General features: G+C 45.5%; 10 protein-coding genes. 6 read left to right on the top strand and 4 right to left on the bottom strand.

All coding sequences use genetic code 11. The features are described 5' to 3' along the window. The first annotated feature begins 388 nt into the window (after window positions 1-388). From V6669_RS06885 to V6669_RS06895, 3 genes are all read left to right on the top strand, one after another. Window positions 389-1,747, top strand: coding sequence for an ABC transporter substrate-binding protein (locus V6669_RS06885; RefSeq protein ID WP_338592106.1), 1,359 nt, complete (start codon window positions 389-391; stop codon window positions 1,745-1,747). Window positions 1,748-2,176: 429 nt separating this feature from the next. Continuing rightward, window positions 2,177-7,342 (top strand): S-layer homology domain-containing protein, encoded by a 5,166-nt coding sequence (locus V6669_RS06890; RefSeq protein WP_338592108.1) that lies wholly within the window; start codon window positions 2,177-2,179, stop codon window positions 7,340-7,342. 135 nt (window positions 7,343-7,477) lie between these two features. Next, complete coding sequence (locus V6669_RS06895) at window positions 7,478-7,690, top strand: immunity 17 family protein (RefSeq protein ID WP_338592110.1); 213 nt, start codon at window positions 7,478-7,480, stop codon at window positions 7,688-7,690. Between the two features lie 256 nt (window positions 7,691-7,946). Here the strand turns inward: V6669_RS06895 and V6669_RS06900 are convergent, their stop codons facing one another. Continuing rightward, window positions 7,947-10,535 (bottom strand): glycine betaine ABC transporter substrate-binding protein, encoded by a 2,589-nt coding sequence (locus V6669_RS06900; RefSeq protein ID WP_338592113.1) that lies wholly within the window; start codon window positions 10,533-10,535, stop codon window positions 7,947-7,949. Beyond that, window positions 10,501-11,730: a glycine betaine/L-proline ABC transporter ATP-binding protein gene (locus tag V6669_RS06905; protein WP_307414572.1), complete on the bottom strand. Its 1,230-nt coding sequence runs from the start codon at window positions 11,728-11,730 to the stop codon at window positions 10,501-10,503. The genes V6669_RS06900 and V6669_RS06905 overlap by 35 nt, the downstream gene beginning before the upstream one ends. 501 nt (window positions 11,731-12,231) lie before the next feature. On the opposite strand from V6669_RS06905, the gene V6669_RS06910 reads away from it, so the two are divergent. Further along, entirely contained in the window at window positions 12,232-12,807 is a 576-nt protein-coding gene (locus tag V6669_RS06910) for a GbsR/MarR family transcriptional regulator (RefSeq protein WP_338592117.1), read from the top strand. A gap of 126 nt (window positions 12,808-12,933) precedes the next feature. Here the strand turns inward: V6669_RS06910 and V6669_RS06915 are convergent, their stop codons facing one another. Both V6669_RS06915 and V6669_RS06920 read right to left on the bottom strand, forming a co-directional pair. Next, entirely contained in the window at window positions 12,934-14,565 is a 1,632-nt protein-coding gene (locus V6669_RS06915) for a helix-turn-helix domain-containing protein (protein WP_338592120.1), read from the bottom strand. 185 nt (window positions 14,566-14,750) lie between these two features. Next, the gene (locus V6669_RS06920; RefSeq protein WP_338592122.1) at window positions 14,751-16,037 is read right to left on the bottom strand and encodes a DUF5050 domain-containing protein; all 1,287 of its coding nucleotides are present in this window, start codon (window positions 16,035-16,037) and stop codon (window positions 14,751-14,753) included. A 240-nt stretch (window positions 16,038-16,277) separates the two neighbouring features. Here V6669_RS06920 and V6669_RS06925 point away from each other — a divergent pair, with 240 nt between their 5' ends. Then, window positions 16,278-17,291 (top strand): Gfo/Idh/MocA family oxidoreductase, encoded by a 1,014-nt coding sequence (locus V6669_RS06925; protein ID WP_338592124.1) that lies wholly within the window; start codon window positions 16,278-16,280, stop codon window positions 17,289-17,291. Between the two features lie 39 nt (window positions 17,292-17,330). Further along, a complete protein-coding gene (locus V6669_RS06930; protein WP_338594868.1) occupies window positions 17,331-18,317 on the top strand; it encodes a Gfo/Idh/MocA family oxidoreductase in 987 nt (328 codons plus the stop codon).

The following is an 18,317-nucleotide window of genomic DNA, read 5'->3' on the forward strand; positions in this document are numbered from 1 at the left end:
GGGGGAAGTTTTACAAGTGTTTAAGTGAAATGGAAGCTCTGAAGGTTTTGATCTAAAGATTTTGATTTAGAGGTTATGAATAAAGGTTTTAAATTAAACCTTGTATCTTCGTACAAGGTCTAAGGTTTGGATACCAGGAGCGAATAAAATGAGGCTCGTGCTTCAAATAAGATGTTGAAATGAACGACGGTAGTAGTGGAGGGGACGAAATCGATTCTGCAGAAGCAAAGCGTTCGCCTTTATCCCCGGATTTCCCCCTTTGAAAGGGGATGAAAAGAAATCCGGGGATAACAGCGATCAAAAGAACGATTCGTAACCGTAACGGCCACACCGCGTCATCCCCAAGATTTTATTGTACGCGAGCCATATAAAAGGAGAGCGATTTCGTTTGAAAAAAAGAGGAACATTTGCATTAATGCTGGCTGCACTCATGTTGGTCATTTCCGCTTGCGGAACAAAAGCTGAAACAAGCAGCCCGGCAAGTGGAGCACAAGCAGAAGCAGCCGCAGCTGAAACAACACAATTGACGTGGTGGCACTCCATGTCTGGCGCTGGGGAGAAAGCCATTAACCAGCTCGCTTCCGACTTTAATGCTAGCCATCCGGACATTCAAGTGAAGCCCATCTATCAAGGGAAGTACGATGAGAGTCTGAATAAACTCAAAGCATCCATGGGCTCAGACAGCGGTCCAGACATTATCCAGGTTTACGAGATCGGCAGCAAGTTCATGATCGATTCGGGCATGATTACGCCAGTACAACAGTTCATCGACAAGGATCAGTTCGACCTGTCCCAACTGGAGCCAAACATTATCCGATACTACACCATCGATGGCAAATTGAACGCCATGCCGTTTAACACATCCAACCCGATCCTTTACTACAACAAGGATATGTTCAAAGCAGCAGGTCTGGACCCGGAGAACCCGCCGAAGACGTATGAAGAGTTTGAGCAAGCGGCAAAAGCACTGGCGAAAGACGGTAAGCCAGGAGCATCCATGGCGATCTATGGCTGGTTTATGGAACAGTTTTTTGCAAACCAGAATGCAGATTATGTAAACAATGGAAACGGAAGAACTGAAGCAGCTACTGAGTCTCTGCTGAACTCCGAAGCTGGAGTGAAGACATTAACGTGGTGGAAAAAGATGATTGACGAGAAAACCCTCTCCAATCTGGGACGTAGCACAGACGATACAACAGCAGCATTTACCGCTCAGCAAATCGGTATGACCCTGGATTCCACGGCTGGCCTGCGTAAAATCGTAGAAGGTTCAGGTGGCAAGTTTGAACTGGGAACAGGCTTCCTGCCTCGTCCAGCGAATGCCAAAGAAGGCGGAGTTGTAGTGGGTGGAGCAAGCTTGTACATCATGAATAACAAATCGGAAGCACAACAGCAAGCGGCATGGGAGTTCATCAAGTACTTGGCTACACCAGAGGTACAAGCGAACTGGAGTGTTGCTACAGGATACTTCCCTATTACGACAGCAGCCTACAATGAGCAAGTATTAAAGGATAATATGGCGAAGTACCCGCAATTCCAGACAGCAGTCGATCAATTGCACGCTTCCGCGGATTCGACAGCAACATCCGGGGCATTAATGGGTGTATTCCCGGAAGCCAGACAACTTGTCGAAGGAGCGATTGAAACGGTTCTGAATGGACAAGGTACACCACAGGAAGCATTGGATGCAGCAGCCAAACAAATTACAGACAAGATTGCGCAATATAACAGCACGGTGAAGAAATAACTGTAGGCTAATCTCAAAATAAAGATGCGGCGATCAATCCTGATCGTCGTATTGTTATGCCTGTGTCTTGAAATTCTATAAGGCGAAAGTCTGATTTTTCTTGAGAAGGGATAAAAAGATGCTGTAAATAAATGTCGAAATACTAAACGATTTATATTTTACGTGTTAGTTTATATGACGCTTATGGTTTAATGTGCACATGAATATGACTCGAAAAGATCAAAAAGACACAATTTCGATCTGAAATTAGTCCTAATTAGCTTTAGATAATAGAAAATGGTTTCTTTTTGTAATGTATGTGTTCTATTTTCTTTCATAACGAAGAAATATTGTTTACACAAGTCTGTTATTCAGTTATCTTATATTTGAACTAATGTACAAGCTGTCTGAACAAATGATTGCCAAGTTGATAACATGGGGGTAGGACGAATGAACAACAAGCAAATGAAACGTTGGGTACAAGGGCTTCTGGTTTTCGTTCTTGTCGTTACAGGTGCGGCACCAATAGGTGGATTAAGTAGCACCGCATATGCTGATGAGGAAAGTGTAGTAGCGGAAGAGCAGCAAACAAGTGATCAGGAGACCTCCATACCGAATACTGTCCCAACTGAAGAATCGTCAGACCTGGAGGGGACAGAGTCACCAACTAACGAAGATGGTGATTTTGATGGAACTGAAAGTGAAGAACCAGCTGAGACCGATAATTCAGAAGTGCAGGAAGCAGACGGGACTGGGATCATATCCATTGCTGATGCGCGAGTCCTTGCACCAAATACAAATGTAGCCGTTTCAGGTGTCGTAACGTACAGTGAACTCTCCGGAGAATTCACGAATTATTATATTCAAGACGAAGAAGCTGGCATTGTAGTCCGAGCGAAGAATCAAGTTGACGTGGGGGATCGCATTGAAGTGTATGGTCCAATTACCCACTACAGCGGACTCGTCCAGATTGAGAAGGATAAGTCAGGTTTTACCGAAGGATACATGAAGGTCACTGAGCAAAATGTAACACTCCCCGCACCCAAAAATATGGTGTCCACAGACTTTGTCAGACCAGCAGACCAAAGTAACAAAGGTCCGGGCGAAAAGTATGAGGGAATGTTTGTCGAAGTAAGAGATATTCAGGTAACACGTGGTAGTAGTTCGACATTCTACGCTACGGATAGTCATGGTGCTGAGATGACGATTTATGCCAAAAACTCTCCTACCGCGCTAACTGTCGGCAAAACCTACGAATATGTGCAGGGTGTTCTCGCGTTCCATACAAACTATGGTTTGGAACTGATTCCGCGAACAGCAGCGGATGTTGTAGAAAATAGCATGTCTGTGATGGCAAGTGTTCCATCCGGCGGGATTCCCCGAAACAATGAAGTCACATTAACCTCTCCAGCCAAGGGTGCGATTGTACACTTCACAACGGATAATACAGAGCCTACTTCTTCTTCCACCGTGTATAGTGGCCCATTAGTGATTGATCAAGACATCGTAATCAAGGCTGTTGCCATTCTTAATGGACAATCCAGTGCAGTGTACACCTTTACGTATCAAGTACTTCCTGATAAAGAAAACTTGCGTATCCATGATATTCAGGGCGCAGGACATACCTCTGTTTTTAACGGATACGATGTTAAGGATATCGAAGGTATTGTTACTTCCGTCAGTACAAGCAGTTTTTACATGCAAGAGCTTCCAGGTGAGATTGACGATGATGTTCGAACCTCCGAAGCCATTCAGGTATATAAACCCAGTCATGGGGTTATCGTTGGCAACCAGGTGAAGGTATCCGGCAAAGTTACGGAGTATGGGGCGGTTAACGAATTAACCACCACGCAAATTACGGCGAGTACGATTGTACAAGTGTTAGATAAAGTTGATCTACCTGTTCCTGTGAAGTTGGGTGTCAATGGGCGTATTATTCCCACAGTCATTGACTCGGACTCTTTTGCAGAATTTAATCCGGAGACGGATGCTATAGACTTCTATGAAAGTCTGGAAGGCATGCGTGTTGAACTGGAAAACCCTGAAATTATAGGTCCTTACTCCAGTCAGCCAGGTCTGGCCGTTGTTGTGGATAATGGTGAGAATAATCCACTTCGCACACCTAATGGTGGTGTTATTCTGACCGATAACAAGAAAGATATGAATGAGAGCGATCTCAATCCGCAGCGTCTGTTTATTGGCAAGAAACCTTCCAAAGCAGTAAAAACAGGTGACAAATTGGATGGCAATGTGATCGGAGTAATGACATATTCTTCCGGTAATTTCAAGGTGAGTCCTGAAGGGAATTTGCCAGCAGTCATCCCGGGAGAAACGAAACAAGCGACTACTTCCATTGAACAAGCGGCAGATAAACTGACCATTGCCACGTTTAATGTGGAGAACTTCAGCAAAAAAGATGCAACACGAGCCAATAAAATCGGCAAAATCATCGTAGATAATCTGAACACGCCAGACATCATTGGCATTATGGAAGTTCAGGATAACGATGGCGATGCCGACACGGGCACAACAGCGGCCAATGAGAGTTTTCAGACTCTAATTGATGCAATCAAAGCGAACAACGGACCAACATATCGATATAGTGAGATTTCTCCGGAAAATAATAAGGATGGCGGAGCACCAGGGGCCAACATTCGTGTAGGGTTTCTTTATCAACCGAACCGTGTATCGTTGGCTACTGGTATCGGAAAAGGAAATGCTACGACGGCGATCACAGTCAAAGCTGACGGGAGCTTATCCAATAATCCGGGTCGTATTGCACCAGGGGATGAGGCGTTCGCCAGCTCCCGCAAACCACTTGCCGCTGAATTCGAATTCAATGGTGAACGTGTAGTGGTGATTGCCAACCACTTTAATTCCAAAGGCGGAGACCTGAAACCTTTTGGAAATATACAGCCTGCCACTCGAAGCAGTGAAGTTCAACGGGCGAAACAAGCTGCATTGGTGAATGGATTTGTGAAAGAGTTACTGAACAAAGACTCTGACGTAAATGTCGCCGTTCTCGGTGATTTCAATGACTTCCAATTCTCAAATACATTGAACATTGTCGAAGGTAATGAACTGGACAATCTGGTAAACGAACTGCCAGAGAATCAGCGTTACTCCTACATCTATGACGGCAACTCTCAGACACTGGATCACATTCTGGTGAGCAAAAATCTGACTGAGACGGCAGCCATTGAAGTGGTTCATGTAAATGCCGATTTTGAGACAGCGGATGGACGAGTGAGCGATCATGATCCACTGCTCGCACAATTGAGTATTGGAGATCCAGTGGAAGAAGGGGACTTCAACCTTCGCGTGCTGCACACAAACGACACGCATGCGCATCTGGATAACATCCCGCGCCGAGTAACGGCAATTAAGGAAACACGCAATGATAATACCCTGGTTCTGGATGCAGGGGACGTATTCTCGGGTACATTGTACTTCAATCTGTTTAACGGTCTGGCTGATCTGGAATTCATGAACATGATCGGATATGATGCCATGACCTTTGGTAATCATGAGTTTGATAAAGGTCCAAGCGTACTGAAAGCATTTATTGAAAAAGCAGAGTTCCCGTTTGTGAGTGCCAATATTGATTATTCAAAAGATGCGAATTTAAGTGGTTTGTACAACAATCACATCGGGAATCCGGGTGAGAAAGCCGAAATCTATCCGGCGATTATTACGGAAGTGAATGGTGAGCGAGTCGGTATTTTCGGACTGACAACACCGGACACGGTATCTCTTTCTTCACCGGGAGATGACTTGAAGTTTGTAGATTATAAGGCAAGTGCACAAGCAACCGTGCAGATGCTACAAAATGAAGGTATCAATAAAATCATTGCTTTGACTCACCTGGGCTACTCAGAGGATCTCAAATTGGCTGAAGCCGTAGAAGGAATCGACATTGTGGTAGGTGGTCATTCACACACCATTCTGAACGCACCAGTTTTGGTGGATACCCATGCGGACCCAACTTTGGTTGTGCAGACTGGGGAATATGATGTTTCTCTTGGTCAATTGGATGTTACGTTTGATGAAGGAGGCGTATTGAAAAAGTGGAACGGCAAATTGCTGAGTCTGGATGCCAAAGATGCAAACGGCCAATTCGTCTATGCTGATGATGTGGAAGCCGCAAACAAGCTGAAAGAATATGCGCCTCAGCTGGAACAATTCAAGAAAAAAGTTATTGGTAAAACGAATGTCTTCCTGGATGGAGAACGTGGCACTGTGCGGAAACAGGAAACCAATTTAGGAAACCTGATGACAGACGGTATGCTGGAGAAAGTGAAATCTATTGTGCAGGAAAATGACGTCAAAGGATACGTGGCGATCCAGAACGGCGGTGGCATTCGAGCTTCATTCCAGACAGGGGATATTACGCTGGGCAATCTCCTGTCTGTGATGCCGTTCGGGAATAACCTGTCTGCGTTGAAAATGACAGGCAAGGAAATCACAGCTGCACTGGAAAATGGTGTTAGTGGTGTAGAAACGGGAGAAGGGCGCTTCCCGCAAGTGGCAGGCATGCGGTTCTACTACGATTCCACGAAACCAGGCGAAAAAATTGATGCCACGACCAACACCGTAACCCAAGTTGGTCAACGTGTAGTCAAAGTTCAGATTAAGAATGCAGATGGTACGTACACGGATATCGATCCGAATGGGTATTATATCGTCGCAACCAATTCATTCATGGCTAACGGTGGAGATTTCTATCGTGCTATGAGAATGGCGAAAGATGATAATCGATTCTACGAATTAAATCTGGTCGATTATGAAATCTTCCATGAACATCTGGACCGTGTAGGTACAGTTGATCAAAAGACGGAAGGACGTAGTACGGATCTGAAGGGAGCGCCACTTCCGGGGGACGGTAATGGAAGCAATCCTGGTAATGGTGGCGGCAATAATGGAAGTAATCCGGGCAGTGGTAACAGTGGTGGAGGTTCTACAACACCTACTACGCCTGTAACCCCAACCACACCGACTACACCAACCAATCCTACGAACCCAACTACGCCAACCGTTCCTGGTAATGGAGGAGGTACTAATCCAACCACTCCGGTCGTAGACCTGAAGGACATCGGAAATCACTGGGCAGCTGCTGCCATTGAGCAGGCCATTTCCCGGGGAATTGTGAATGGGTATCAGGATGGTAATTTCCGTCCGAATGCACCAGCCACACGCGCCGAATTCATTGTAATGTTAGGGAGAGCATTTGAACTTCCAGCCAGCAACAAGGCATTGACGTTTAAGGATGCTGCGGGAATACCTGCATGGGCACAATCCTTTATTGCTCAGGCAGTGGATCAAGGCATCATTAGTGGGTATACGGATGATACGTTCCGTTCATCGGGCAAAGTATCGCGGGTAGAGATGACAGTTATGCTTGTTAGAGCGCTCGGTCTCCCGGTAGAGTCGAATCCGGCACTGAGTTTTGCGGATGCAGATAAAGTACCGGCGTGGGCTGTTCCATATATCGCTGCTGCATATGATGCAGGACTGGTGAAGGGAACAGGAAAAAATATGTTTAACCCCCTCGCTGAAGCCACACGTGCTGAAGTGGTGACTCTGTTATTGTCGGCAAGCGAGTTGCAAAAGCAATAAAACGCATGATACAGACGTAGCAGAACAGCTTGCAGACTTCCATCTGCAAGCTGTTTTTTTTACTAATTAATGCCTGTTAATTTTCACCAAGTGAAGGTATAGTAGACAGGATTATATTGAAGGAGTGTTGACGAGATGCAAGATCAACCCGTTTTAATCGCACTATTTGCCATAGCTGCAGGGATTTTTAGTTTGCTCGGTGGTATCAACAATTGGGACTGGTTTATGAAGAGCTTCAGAGCAGGAATTTTTGTGAAGACTATTGGACGGCAGGGTGCAAGAGTGGTATATAGTATTCTCGGTGTTGTTATGATTGTCATTGGTGTATTACTGTTACTGATCGGATAGTTATGGGGAAATGATCGAACTAACCAAGTATCATCTACATACGATGTTCATTAGCGAAGGCGAAGTAAGAGGATGTGTGAGAAGAGTCAAATGGAAAAAGCGTTTGAATGCTTGAAGCAGCAGTATGCAGTATGACCAAGATAGAATATCAAATCAAATAGCACGCCTGAAAAAATCATAGCTAAAACAAAAAAAGACCACCGAAAAATTTCGGTGGTCTTTTTACCAATTTCAGGTTTAATCATCTCAAACTGGTTTAATTATCTTTTAAGTCTTCAACAGAGTTGATATCCATGTATGTTGGAACAACCAGACCTTGTTTGACTCCAGTCATACTGACAGCGATATCTTCAATCTGGTCTCCATATGTTTCCCAGTAGTCTCCATGTGTAAGTGGGAGCCAAACGGCTGGAGAAGCATCGATATCACCTGCCGCCAAGCCTGCCCACATGGGACCAGCTTCGACTTGTAGTGCTTTGACAGTGTAACCCAGATCCGTCTCCAGCACATACTTCATCAGGTTCGTACTCGCAATTTCAGAGTCCCATGCAACATAACCAAGACGTAAATTGTCACCTTTAACAGGGGTTAACCCCTTGGTCCACTCTTCAATTTGGTCCGGATGTTTTTCCGCATAAGTCTTGGCAGCTTCTTCAGGCGAAACGCCCTTTTGAATGTCTACCATGATTTCACTCATTTGATCCGCAGTCCAATTAAAACGAGAGAAGAACTCATAGGCAACAGGATGATCTTCTTTGATTCCCTTACGTCCAACCGTGTGAACTTCCTCTGCATCGCCGAAAATTAAGTCGGGATCGTCCAAATACTTCAGATCATACTGATTGAACATCCAGTGCGGAGTCCAACCCGTAACGATGATGGGTTCTTCATTTTTATAAGCTTTGTCCAATGATGCAGTCATTGCTGCTCCAGAACCTTCAATCAGATTCCAGTTAGACAAATCATAATGTTTAATGGCATTTGCTGTGGCCTTCATCAGACCTGCACCTGGATCAATACCAACGATTTGGTGATTAACCTCTTCGCCCACATTAGCACTTGCCGATGGAGTGGAAGAAGCGGCACCTGTCTCCAGATCAGCAATCGAATTGACTTCAGTCATGTAACTAGGAACCACGAGGCCTGTACGTACACCTGTCATATTAGCCCCCAGATCGTCCACCTGGTCTTTGTAACGTTCCCAGTAGTCTGCGTGTGTCAATGGCAGCCAAGCTGCTGGAGAGGCATCTACGTCGCCTGAGGCAACACCCGTCCACATTGGTCCGGCTTCGACTTGCAGAGCGTTAACTTTATAACCCAATTCGTTTTCCATCACATATTTCAGCAAGTTCGTACTTGCGATTTCGGAATCCCAAGCCACATAGCTTAGTTTGAATGCATCACCGTTCACTGGAGTCAGACCTTTGGTCCACTCAGCAATCTGATCGGCATGTTTCTCAGCATAAGCTTTAGCTGCTTCTTCTGCGGATGTGCCATCCTGAATGGCAGTCATCATTTCACCCATTTCATCCGATGTCCACTGGAAACGGGACAGGAATTCAAACGCAACAGGGTGATCTTCTTTTAGACCTTTACGGGCAATGGTATGAATTTCTTCAGCATCACCGAAAGATTTCTCAGGGTCTTCCAGATATTTCAGATCATATTTGTTGAACATCCAGTGCGGAGTCCAACCTGTAATAATGATTGGGTCTTCATTTTTGATCGCTTTGTCCAGCGTGGCCGTCATGGCTGCACCAGAGCCTTCAATCAGAGTCCAGTCAGTCAGTTTATAGTCTTCGATCGCTTTTGCAGCGGACTTCATGATGCCAGCCCCTGGATCGATACCAATAATCTGATAATTTACTTCTTCACCTACAGCATTGGCTGCTGAATTTTTGCCACCAGCGGAAGTTGTGCCACCAACAAAGTATTGTGAGAAACCAGCTACAAGCACAAGGAATGTTGCCGCAGCAGTGATCCATGCTTTTTGCTTGGCTGTAATGCGTGAGGTCTTTTTGCGACCTGGCATAAACACATTTTGTGTAAAACGGTCCAGAACAATCGCGAGTACAACAACGGCCAGACCGGCTTCGAAACCTTTACCGATTTGCAGTTGTGTTACGGCACGATAGACTTCCGCACCAATACCTTGTGCACCAATCATGGATGCAATAACAACCATGGACAGTGACAGCATGATGGTCTGGTTAATACCGGACATCACGGTAGGCAAAGCGAGTGGAAGCTGTACTTTGAACAACTTTTGCATGGAAGTTGAGCCGAATGCATCAGCTGCTTCAACCAATTCGCCAGATACCTGTCTGATACCCAGGTGAGTCAGACGAATCGTTGGCGGAATCGCAAATATAACGGACGCGATAACACCTGGAACGACACCTAGACTAAAGAATGTAACCGCAGGCAGTAAGTAGACAAATGCAGGCATCGTCTGCATGAAGTCAAGCAGCGGTGTAATGATACGCGCCGCAGTTTTACTGTATGCGAGCCAGATTCCGACAGGCACACCAAGCAGGATCGAAACCAATCCTGAAGTGATAACCAGACCGAGTGTGTCCATCGATTGGGACCAGTATCCCAAGTTATCTACGAGCAAGAACCCGATAACCGTAAATAATGTCAGTGGGAGTCGACCTACGAGGAACGCAAGAACACCCAATATTGCAATGAACAGAAGTGGATGGGGCAACATGAACAGCCCGGAGAAGAATCCGACTACTGCCTGAATAACAACAGAGATTACATTAAACAATCCGGAGAGCGAGGAGCTCATCCAGTCAACGATGGATTCAATCCACGATGCTAGTGGTATTTTGGGAATCATTCACAAGTTCCTCCTTTACTGCAACTTCACCGCTAAGCGCACCCAGCAGGGCACCGCGGACGATAACACCTTGCAGACGGCCATTCTCACCAACAACAGCGAGCGGCACATGGGCAGAACTTACAATCTCGAACAATTCATGAATCAGGGTCTCAGGTGACACCGTCGGCCCGTCCGTGATCAGAATGTCGTTCAATAATTTGTTTTCGCGCATGGCACGGGTTGCATCTTCAGCTGTAATAACACCAAGTAGTTTGATCGAACGGTCAATGACAAACAGGTTGGAAATACCACGTTCGCGCATTAATTCGAGGGCAACACGAGGACCACGATCAAGCGTAATTGTTTCAGGGCGACGCATTACGTGAGATGCTGTAAGGACCTTGGACAGATCCACGTCTTCGACGAAGCGGGCCACATATGAGTTGGCCGGTTGAATCATGATTTCTTCCGGTGTACCGATCTGCACAACTGCGCCGTCTTTCATAAGGGCAATACGATCGCCGATGCGCAGCGCTTCGTCCAAGTCATGGGTAATGAAAATAATCGTCTTTTTCATTTTATCCTGAAGCTCGATCAACTCATCTTGCATATCACGACGGATCAATGGATCAAGTGCACTGAAGGCTTCATCCATTAGCAGCACTTCCGGGTCATTGGCAAGTGCACGCGCCAAGCCGACACGTTGCTGCATCCCGCCACTGAGTTCATCTGGCATTTTGTCTTCCCAGCCCTTAAGGCCAACCAGCTCAAGTGAGGTTTTTGCTTTCTCCCGGCGTACTTCCTTATCTACTTTTTGTATTTCCAATCCATACTCCACATTATCAAGAACGGTACGGTGCGGGAACAACGCAAACTTCTGGAAGACCATGCTGATCGTTTTCCGGCGCACTTCGCGCAATTGTTCTTTGTTCATCTTGCGTAGATCCTTACCATGGACCAGGATTTCTCCGGATGTTGGTTCAATCAGACGATTGAACATCCGAACCAGTGTGGATTTACCACTCCCGGACAGTCCCATAATAACGAAAATCTCGCCTTCTTTAATGTCCATGTTGACCCGGTTGACACCAACCGTTATCTGTTTTTCTTTGGCCAACTTTTCTTTACCCCAACCTTGCTCCAGTAATTGCAGACCTTGCTCGGTTTGGGGTCCAAACAATTTACTTACGTTTTTCACTTCAAGTATGGTCATGTTTTCACCCCTTCTGATGTGTTGTGCACTTCGAACGGCTTTCAGCATCCATAAGCCCATACACTTATGCGCCCAGCCACGAAATCCGGTAGTTGTTGCTTCGCTTCCCGTCTTTCTGGGTAACGTTTTGTATTCTAACAATACTTACCCAGTATAGCAACCGAATAAACAGTACATAATGTTTGTACAGTAAAAACTGTACAAAGTTTTCCTCCCATATGCTCCGTCATTCTCCTTATTCTGCCTAATAAGGTTCCTTTACATTTGATATCGCTTTTTCTACAATAGAAAATGAGCTGAATTGAAGCTGAATTTTTTGGTTAAAAGATAGTCATAGGCAATTGTAGCCTGGTAAAGTTCCCATTTTCATACATTGGGTGAATGAAAGCCCTCTGGCATATATGATGTCCGGCCGAGTGCTTTCCCATGTAAGCAGGACTTTTAAAGTGTTGCAATTATTTCGCCAAAGACTGTGGAATGTTCAGAATGGAGGTTGCAAGCATGGGCTTGGACCATTTACAAGAGGAACAGCAGGCAACCGTGCTGAAGATTCGTAAGCGCGTCATTGAAGCCATTGGACGTAATATGGATCTTTACGGCGTTACGCTGTCGACGGGACACTTATATGGATTGCTATTTTTTGCAGACAAACCAATGACCCTTGACGATATGGGACGGGAAATGGAAATGAGCAAAACGAGTATGAGTACAGGTGTACGAACACTGCTGGATTTGAAAATGGTAAATAAAGTGTGGAGCAAGGGCTCCAGAAAAGACCTATATGAAGTGGAATATGACTGGCATCAGACGTTTACGGATTATTTTGCCATTAAGTGGAGAAAAGCCGTGGAGAGTAACCTTCAGGTTCTACGCAAATCAATTGAAGAACTGAATCGATTACTCGAAGATCTGGATGAAGAGGCGGATGCTGAACTGATCCACATCCTGATGGAAGACAAACACAAAGTTTTGCAAGCGGAAGCATATTACAAATGGTTGGATCGGTTGATTGATACCATGGAAAATGAAGAGATATACAAGCTTGTTCCGAAGGAAGAAATCAAGGAACATTTATAATTACACGCAAAGGGCCCTTTCCGTTATAGGAGAGGGCCCTTTGGCCTGTCAATATCTTACTGAATTATAATGAAGAAACACGATGTAAAAGATAACCTTGCCCATCGTATCGACCTATGTTCACATCTAATGTCCGATCAGACCTGCCTGAGGAAAGACTACAGACTGCTGAGCAATCTCTTCGAGTTCGTTCAGAATCTGTAACCGGCCCGCCGGGGTCCAGCATAACCGTTGCCAGTTCGAGATATCGTGAACGTTACCATACAATACAGCAGGAGATCGATTCCACGATGCTGTTTGTTTCATGCGTCGGAACAGCTTTTCACTGGTAGGCTGAAGCGAAGCACGATGGATCAACAGGTAATCCGTGTCCAGCACGGGAATACTATCGGCAACATACTCATTTCTGGAACTTTCGGGAGATACAAGCTGAGCAGGCTGGAGTCCCAATTCAGCATACAACAAGTGATTTAATGGATGCTCGCCAGTCCCCTGTAAGCGAATGAACTGATTCGTAACCTCCATCAGAGCCAACCGTTTTTGTCCGAAATAGGATTGCAGGTTCAGGCTTGTTTCAAGCTTGCGAAACTCTAGTTCTTTGAAATTCAGCAACGCCTGCTGCTCACGTCCAACCAGTTCGGCTAAGCGAATATGGTTCTCTTTCCAGTCATCAGTGGACTCCAAGATGATGGTGGGTGCAATATTTTTCAGGCGATCGTAATAGGGCTTATGGTACAAATCACCGATGATCAAGTCTGGCTTCGCCTGCCGAAGTTGATCGAATTGTCTGGTTAATCGGCGTTCTTGTTCATATTCATCCGATTCTTGGTCAAACACACCTTCACCTTGCAGCACAGCTACCGGGCGCAGTCCAAGTGAGGCCAAGTTCTCATGAAATCCCATAATAGATGCCGTAGCTACGCGAAGTTGGTCTCTTTTCATATATACGCTGGGGGCAATCCCTAAGGTTTGTTTGAATTTGCGGCTAAAATAATACTCATTGCCATACCCGACAGATACCGCGACGTCTTTGAGGACACATGATTCCTCTGCCAGCTGTTTTTTGGCTTCGTCTATACGTAAACGATTCAGGTAATCGGTTGGTGACATGCCTTTGGCCTTCTTGAAACTGCGCGAATAGGAGCTGGGTGTGAGTCCAGCAATTTTGGCAAGCTGATCCATGCTGATTCCTTCACTCATGTAACGTCGCATATACATAATGCTGCGTTCCAAGGCAGGGTCCACTTTCTCATGATTGGCTTCCAGCCTGTTCTCCGAGAGAAACTGCAGCAGATCATGCAGCTGGCTATGTATGCTGATAAAGTGATCCGGTTGAAGACCGCGATAGGTTTCATAGAGTTGCTCGAAACGTAATTTAGCCTGCTGCTCGTGACGGACCAGCAATCTGCCTGTTTGCCAATCCAGCGGGAAGGCGGGTGAGGAGGCCATTTTCCATTCCCCGCGTACTTGCTGCAAACGAACCGTATCCATGCTGAGCAATATACATTCGGTCACATTCGAGCGTGCAGCGCCCTCAATGGTTGTTCCTGCTTTCAGTACAAACAAGCTGCCCGCTTGAGCCGTATAGACTGTATCATTCAGGACCAGAACACCGTCTCCTTGCAAAATAAGACAGAGCATGGGCCGTGACACGGTCTTGCCTTGCACACGGAAATTCTCCCCACGACGCACACGGCACATGGAGGAGAGGAGCGGTAGAGATGAGGTTTCAGCAATGAAGGGAAACTGTTCAGTCATACGGACCATCCTTTTGTCTTATTTTTCTTAATGATAACAATTATCATTCTCATATGGAAGATGTTTTTGAAAAATAGTTTTCGACAACCAAAAAAGGACTACCAAGCGCCGTTATAGCTACCGGGTAATCCTCTTGATATGGACAAGTCCGTTGAATGGCTATACGCCTGAATCAACATGATATGTTAGTACGGTGTCACCAATAGAATATTGTCGAGGAAAACGTCACTCATTACTTTTTTCCCTGTTCCACCCGTTTGCACGTGATACAAGCGATATTGATCTTTGGCATTGATGTAGAAGAGGCCCGCAACATCATCTCTGATATGGAATGCATCCCATTCGTCCCCGGTAAGTTTCGTTACCTTGAGAGCTGTATTAACCGAATAGAGTCCGTTGTTGCCCGAGATGTATGCAGCCGTAGCTGTACCATTGGTCAATTGATTCGCAACATACGTTACATTGTTCAGGTTCAGGTTGGCAGACTTGGTCACTTTGTTGCCCGAGACCGTTTTGGCATAAGCCTTTTTGTCTGCATCAATAAGGACAACCTTGTCTGTACCTAAGGCACTTACTTCACGAACGCTTTTGTTATGAAGTTGAAGTGTTTTGGCTGAAGTCGTTAACGCAAACGCTTTGCCTTTGGCATAATTGTAATCTTTGTTGCTGTCGAGATCGATTCCTTTGTTATACACGTAAAGATTGTTTCCCCAACCACCGGAATATACAGCATTCACATCCAGTTTGGCTTTGGGATTAACAGCGGTCGCCTTACCAGTGTTGTAATTCACCTTATACATGACAACAGCATTGGTGGAATAGAAATCCTCGTAGGGGTCTGTATTTACCATCAGTTGCAGTTCGTTTTTTGCTTGGTTCGTAAAATAACGTCCTTCCACTGCGCCTGCGGCAATCCGCTGCACAGCTCCAGAACCGTTGGACGTTTTGGACACGATCCACGTGTTTCCATTAACCAACGCATTATAGTAGGCACGCCCTTTGGTTACCAGGAGGAAAGGGAAGTCGGTATCAGCCTTGTCAGCAATCTTGGTGACAGCTGAAGCGTCACTATTGCCATTCGCGCGATAAATGGTACCTGTAACATCCAGATAATAGATGAATCCGTTATCCGTATAATAGCTGAGTACATCTGTAGCAAATGTCTCTGCCGCATCGCTGGACCCGTCATTCGGAACCCGAAGCAAGGTTGTGGAAGAAGCAGTCTGCGTGTAGTAGAGATAAGAGCCTGCCGCGAGCAAGTCTACACCTTGGAAATCAATTAATACTTCTGTTGTATTGCTGCCATCCGCGGATACTTTGTACAAAACTCCGTCAGATTCATAATACACTGTGGATTGGCTAAGTGAAGCTGCCTGGGCTGCGGTAGCACCTCCCAATGTCACTGCTGCAATGAGTGTAAATAACAGCAATGTACAGATGGTGTGTTGTACGTATGTATACCTTGTTTTCATTCGTTCATCGTCCCCTTCGTTCTATATGTATGTCGTTATTTCCTTATGTTATATCGGTAAACTATGGAAGATATGTTAGATCTCAAACATGAAAAAAAGAAGAGGATGAAATTGAATTTCATAGTCATTCAAACCTGAAATCGAATTGCGCATGATGCTGCCAATCCCGTCCCAAAGCATTCTCCGCCTGACTTGATCGTGATAACATAACTCTCAACCAGAGCAGAGGAGTGAGCGATCATGGTATTGAATATGGCGATCATCGGATTTGGGAACGCAGTGGTGAATTATCATTTGCCTTATCTGGACAAGAAAGAAATTATCAAGGTGAAGACGATATACCGTCGCGAGGAAGACCGGGTTGGCGATACAGAGCGTGAATTACTTTATCCCGAGATTACTTTTTCGACGAATATCCACGACATATTGCGGGATGATGAGATTGAATTGATTGTTGTTGCCACCCATGTGGATAGCCATGCAGAATACGCCAAGCTGGCATTGGAGAACGGGAAACATGTGCTGGTCGAGAAACCTTTTGCCTCCACTTCTGCGGAAGCCAAAGATATCTTTGAACTAGCCAATCGTAAAAATCTCATCGCCATGGCGAATCAAAATCGCAGATTTGATGGTGACTTCCTGACATTGAAAAAAGTGATTGAGAGCGGCAAACTGGGGAATATTGTTGAAATCCAGTCCCACTATGATTATTTTCACCCACAGTACGCCAGAAGTGGATTTGGACTGCTGCATGGTTTGGCTGTACATACCATCGATCAGTTGATCTCCATCTATGGCGTAGCCGACCGAATTGATTATGATGTTCGGAGTTTGATCGCGCCGGGTGAATCCGATGATTATATCGATATTGATTTTCGTTATGGACGAATGAAGGCCACGATTAAGTGCAGTCTGCTTGTGAAGATCGAACATCCAAAATTCATTATACACGGGGATCGAGGGAGCTTTGTTAAATATAGCAGCGGACATCAAACGAAAAATGGAGATGGACGAACCAGGGTATCCATTGAAGCTGAACCGGAGAATAACTGGGGTACGATTAGTTATGTGGACGATAAGGGAACATCACATACGGAGAAAGTTCCTTCGGAAGCGACAGACTATGGCATTTTATATGATCAACTGCTTCAAGCCATTCGACGTAACGGTGATAAACCGGTCAAGGATGAAGAGGTTTTATATGTATTGGATATTTTACATGACGGAATCGAAGCGGCGAAGAGAGCCAACTGACAAACAACCAACGACCAACGATAGGAGAGAGACGATATGATGAATATAGCAACGATTGGTACAGGGTCCATTGTGGATGCCATTTTAGCTGCGATTAATGAACTGGATGATGTTAAGTGTACAGCGATGTACTCCCGGAAGAGAGAGACAGCACTGGAGCTTGCGGGTAAATATGGAGTAAGTACAATCTATACGGACCTGGAATCCCTATTTTCAGATGCAAATGTAGATCTCATATATATTGCTTCACCAAACAGCATGCACTATGAACAGGCCTATCAGGCACTTCAACATGGCAAACATGTGGTCTGCGAAAAACCGTTCACGTCCACGCTTCAGGAAGCAGAGACGCTAATTGCACTTGCAAAAGAAAAGAATCTGTTGCTGTTTGAAGCCATCTCCAACATTCATCTGCCCAATATTAAAGTCATACAGGAGCAACTGCCAAAGCTTGGTCCGATCAAACTCATCCAGTGTAACTACAGTCAATACTCGCGCAAATACAATGACCTGCTTGCAGGGGAAACGCCGAACGTATTTAATCCACAATTCTCTGGCGGAGCGCTGATGGATATCAATATTTATAATCTTCATCTGGTCATGAATCTGTTTGGCAGTCCGAATACCGTATCGTATACCGCGAACCAGCATGCAAATGGCATTGATACATCAGGAGTAGTGGTTCTCAAGTATCCGGATTTTATTGCCGAATGTGTAGGTGCCAAAGATACAAACAGCATGAACTTTGTGCTCATTCAGGGCGAGAAAGGTTATCTTCAGGTTGTGGGAGGAGCAAACGGTTGCCGGGAGATCAAGCTTCAAATCGGGAATGAGCCTGCTGAGGGGTATAATGAGCAGACCAAATCCAATTGGCTGTACTATGAGTGGGAAGCGTTCAGGGACATCCATGCAAATGGGGATTACAAACGGTGTTACGAACTATTCGAACACAGCCAGTCTGTGATGAGTGTACTCATGAGTGCGCGCAAGAATGCCGGGATTGTATTTGCAGCGGACCAGCTTTAA

The organism is Paenibacillus sp. Y5S-9 (genome assembly GCF_036894235.1).
Lineage (GTDB): Bacteria > Bacillota > Bacilli > Paenibacillales > Paenibacillaceae > Paenibacillus.

Coding starts and splice junctions, on each gene's coding strand:
- V6669_RS06890 (WP_338592108.1), top strand. CDS start 2,177: ATGAACAACAAGCAAATGAAACGTTGGGTACAAGGGCTTCTGGTTTTC.
- V6669_RS06895 (WP_338592110.1), top strand. CDS start 7,478: ATGCAAGATCAACCCGTTTTAATCGCACTATTTGCCATAGCTGCAGGG.
- V6669_RS06900 (WP_338592113.1), bottom strand. CDS start 10,535: ATGATTCCCAAAATACCACTAGCATCGTGGATTGAATCCATCGTTGAC.
- V6669_RS06905 (WP_307414572.1), bottom strand. CDS start 11,730: ATGACCATACTTGAAGTGAAAAACGTAAGTAAATTGTTTGGACCCCAA.
- V6669_RS06910 (WP_338592117.1), top strand. CDS start 12,232: ATGGGCTTGGACCATTTACAAGAGGAACAGCAGGCAACCGTGCTGAAG.
- V6669_RS06915 (WP_338592120.1), bottom strand. CDS start 14,565: ATGACTGAACAGTTTCCCTTCATTGCTGAAACCTCATCTCTACCGCTC.
- V6669_RS06920 (WP_338592122.1), bottom strand. CDS start 16,037: ATGAAAACAAGGTATACATACGTACAACACACCATCTGTACATTGCTG.
- V6669_RS06925 (WP_338592124.1), top strand. CDS start 16,278: ATGGTATTGAATATGGCGATCATCGGATTTGGGAACGCAGTGGTGAAT.
- V6669_RS06930 (WP_338594868.1), top strand. CDS start 17,331: ATGAATATAGCAACGATTGGTACAGGGTCCATTGTGGATGCCATTTTA.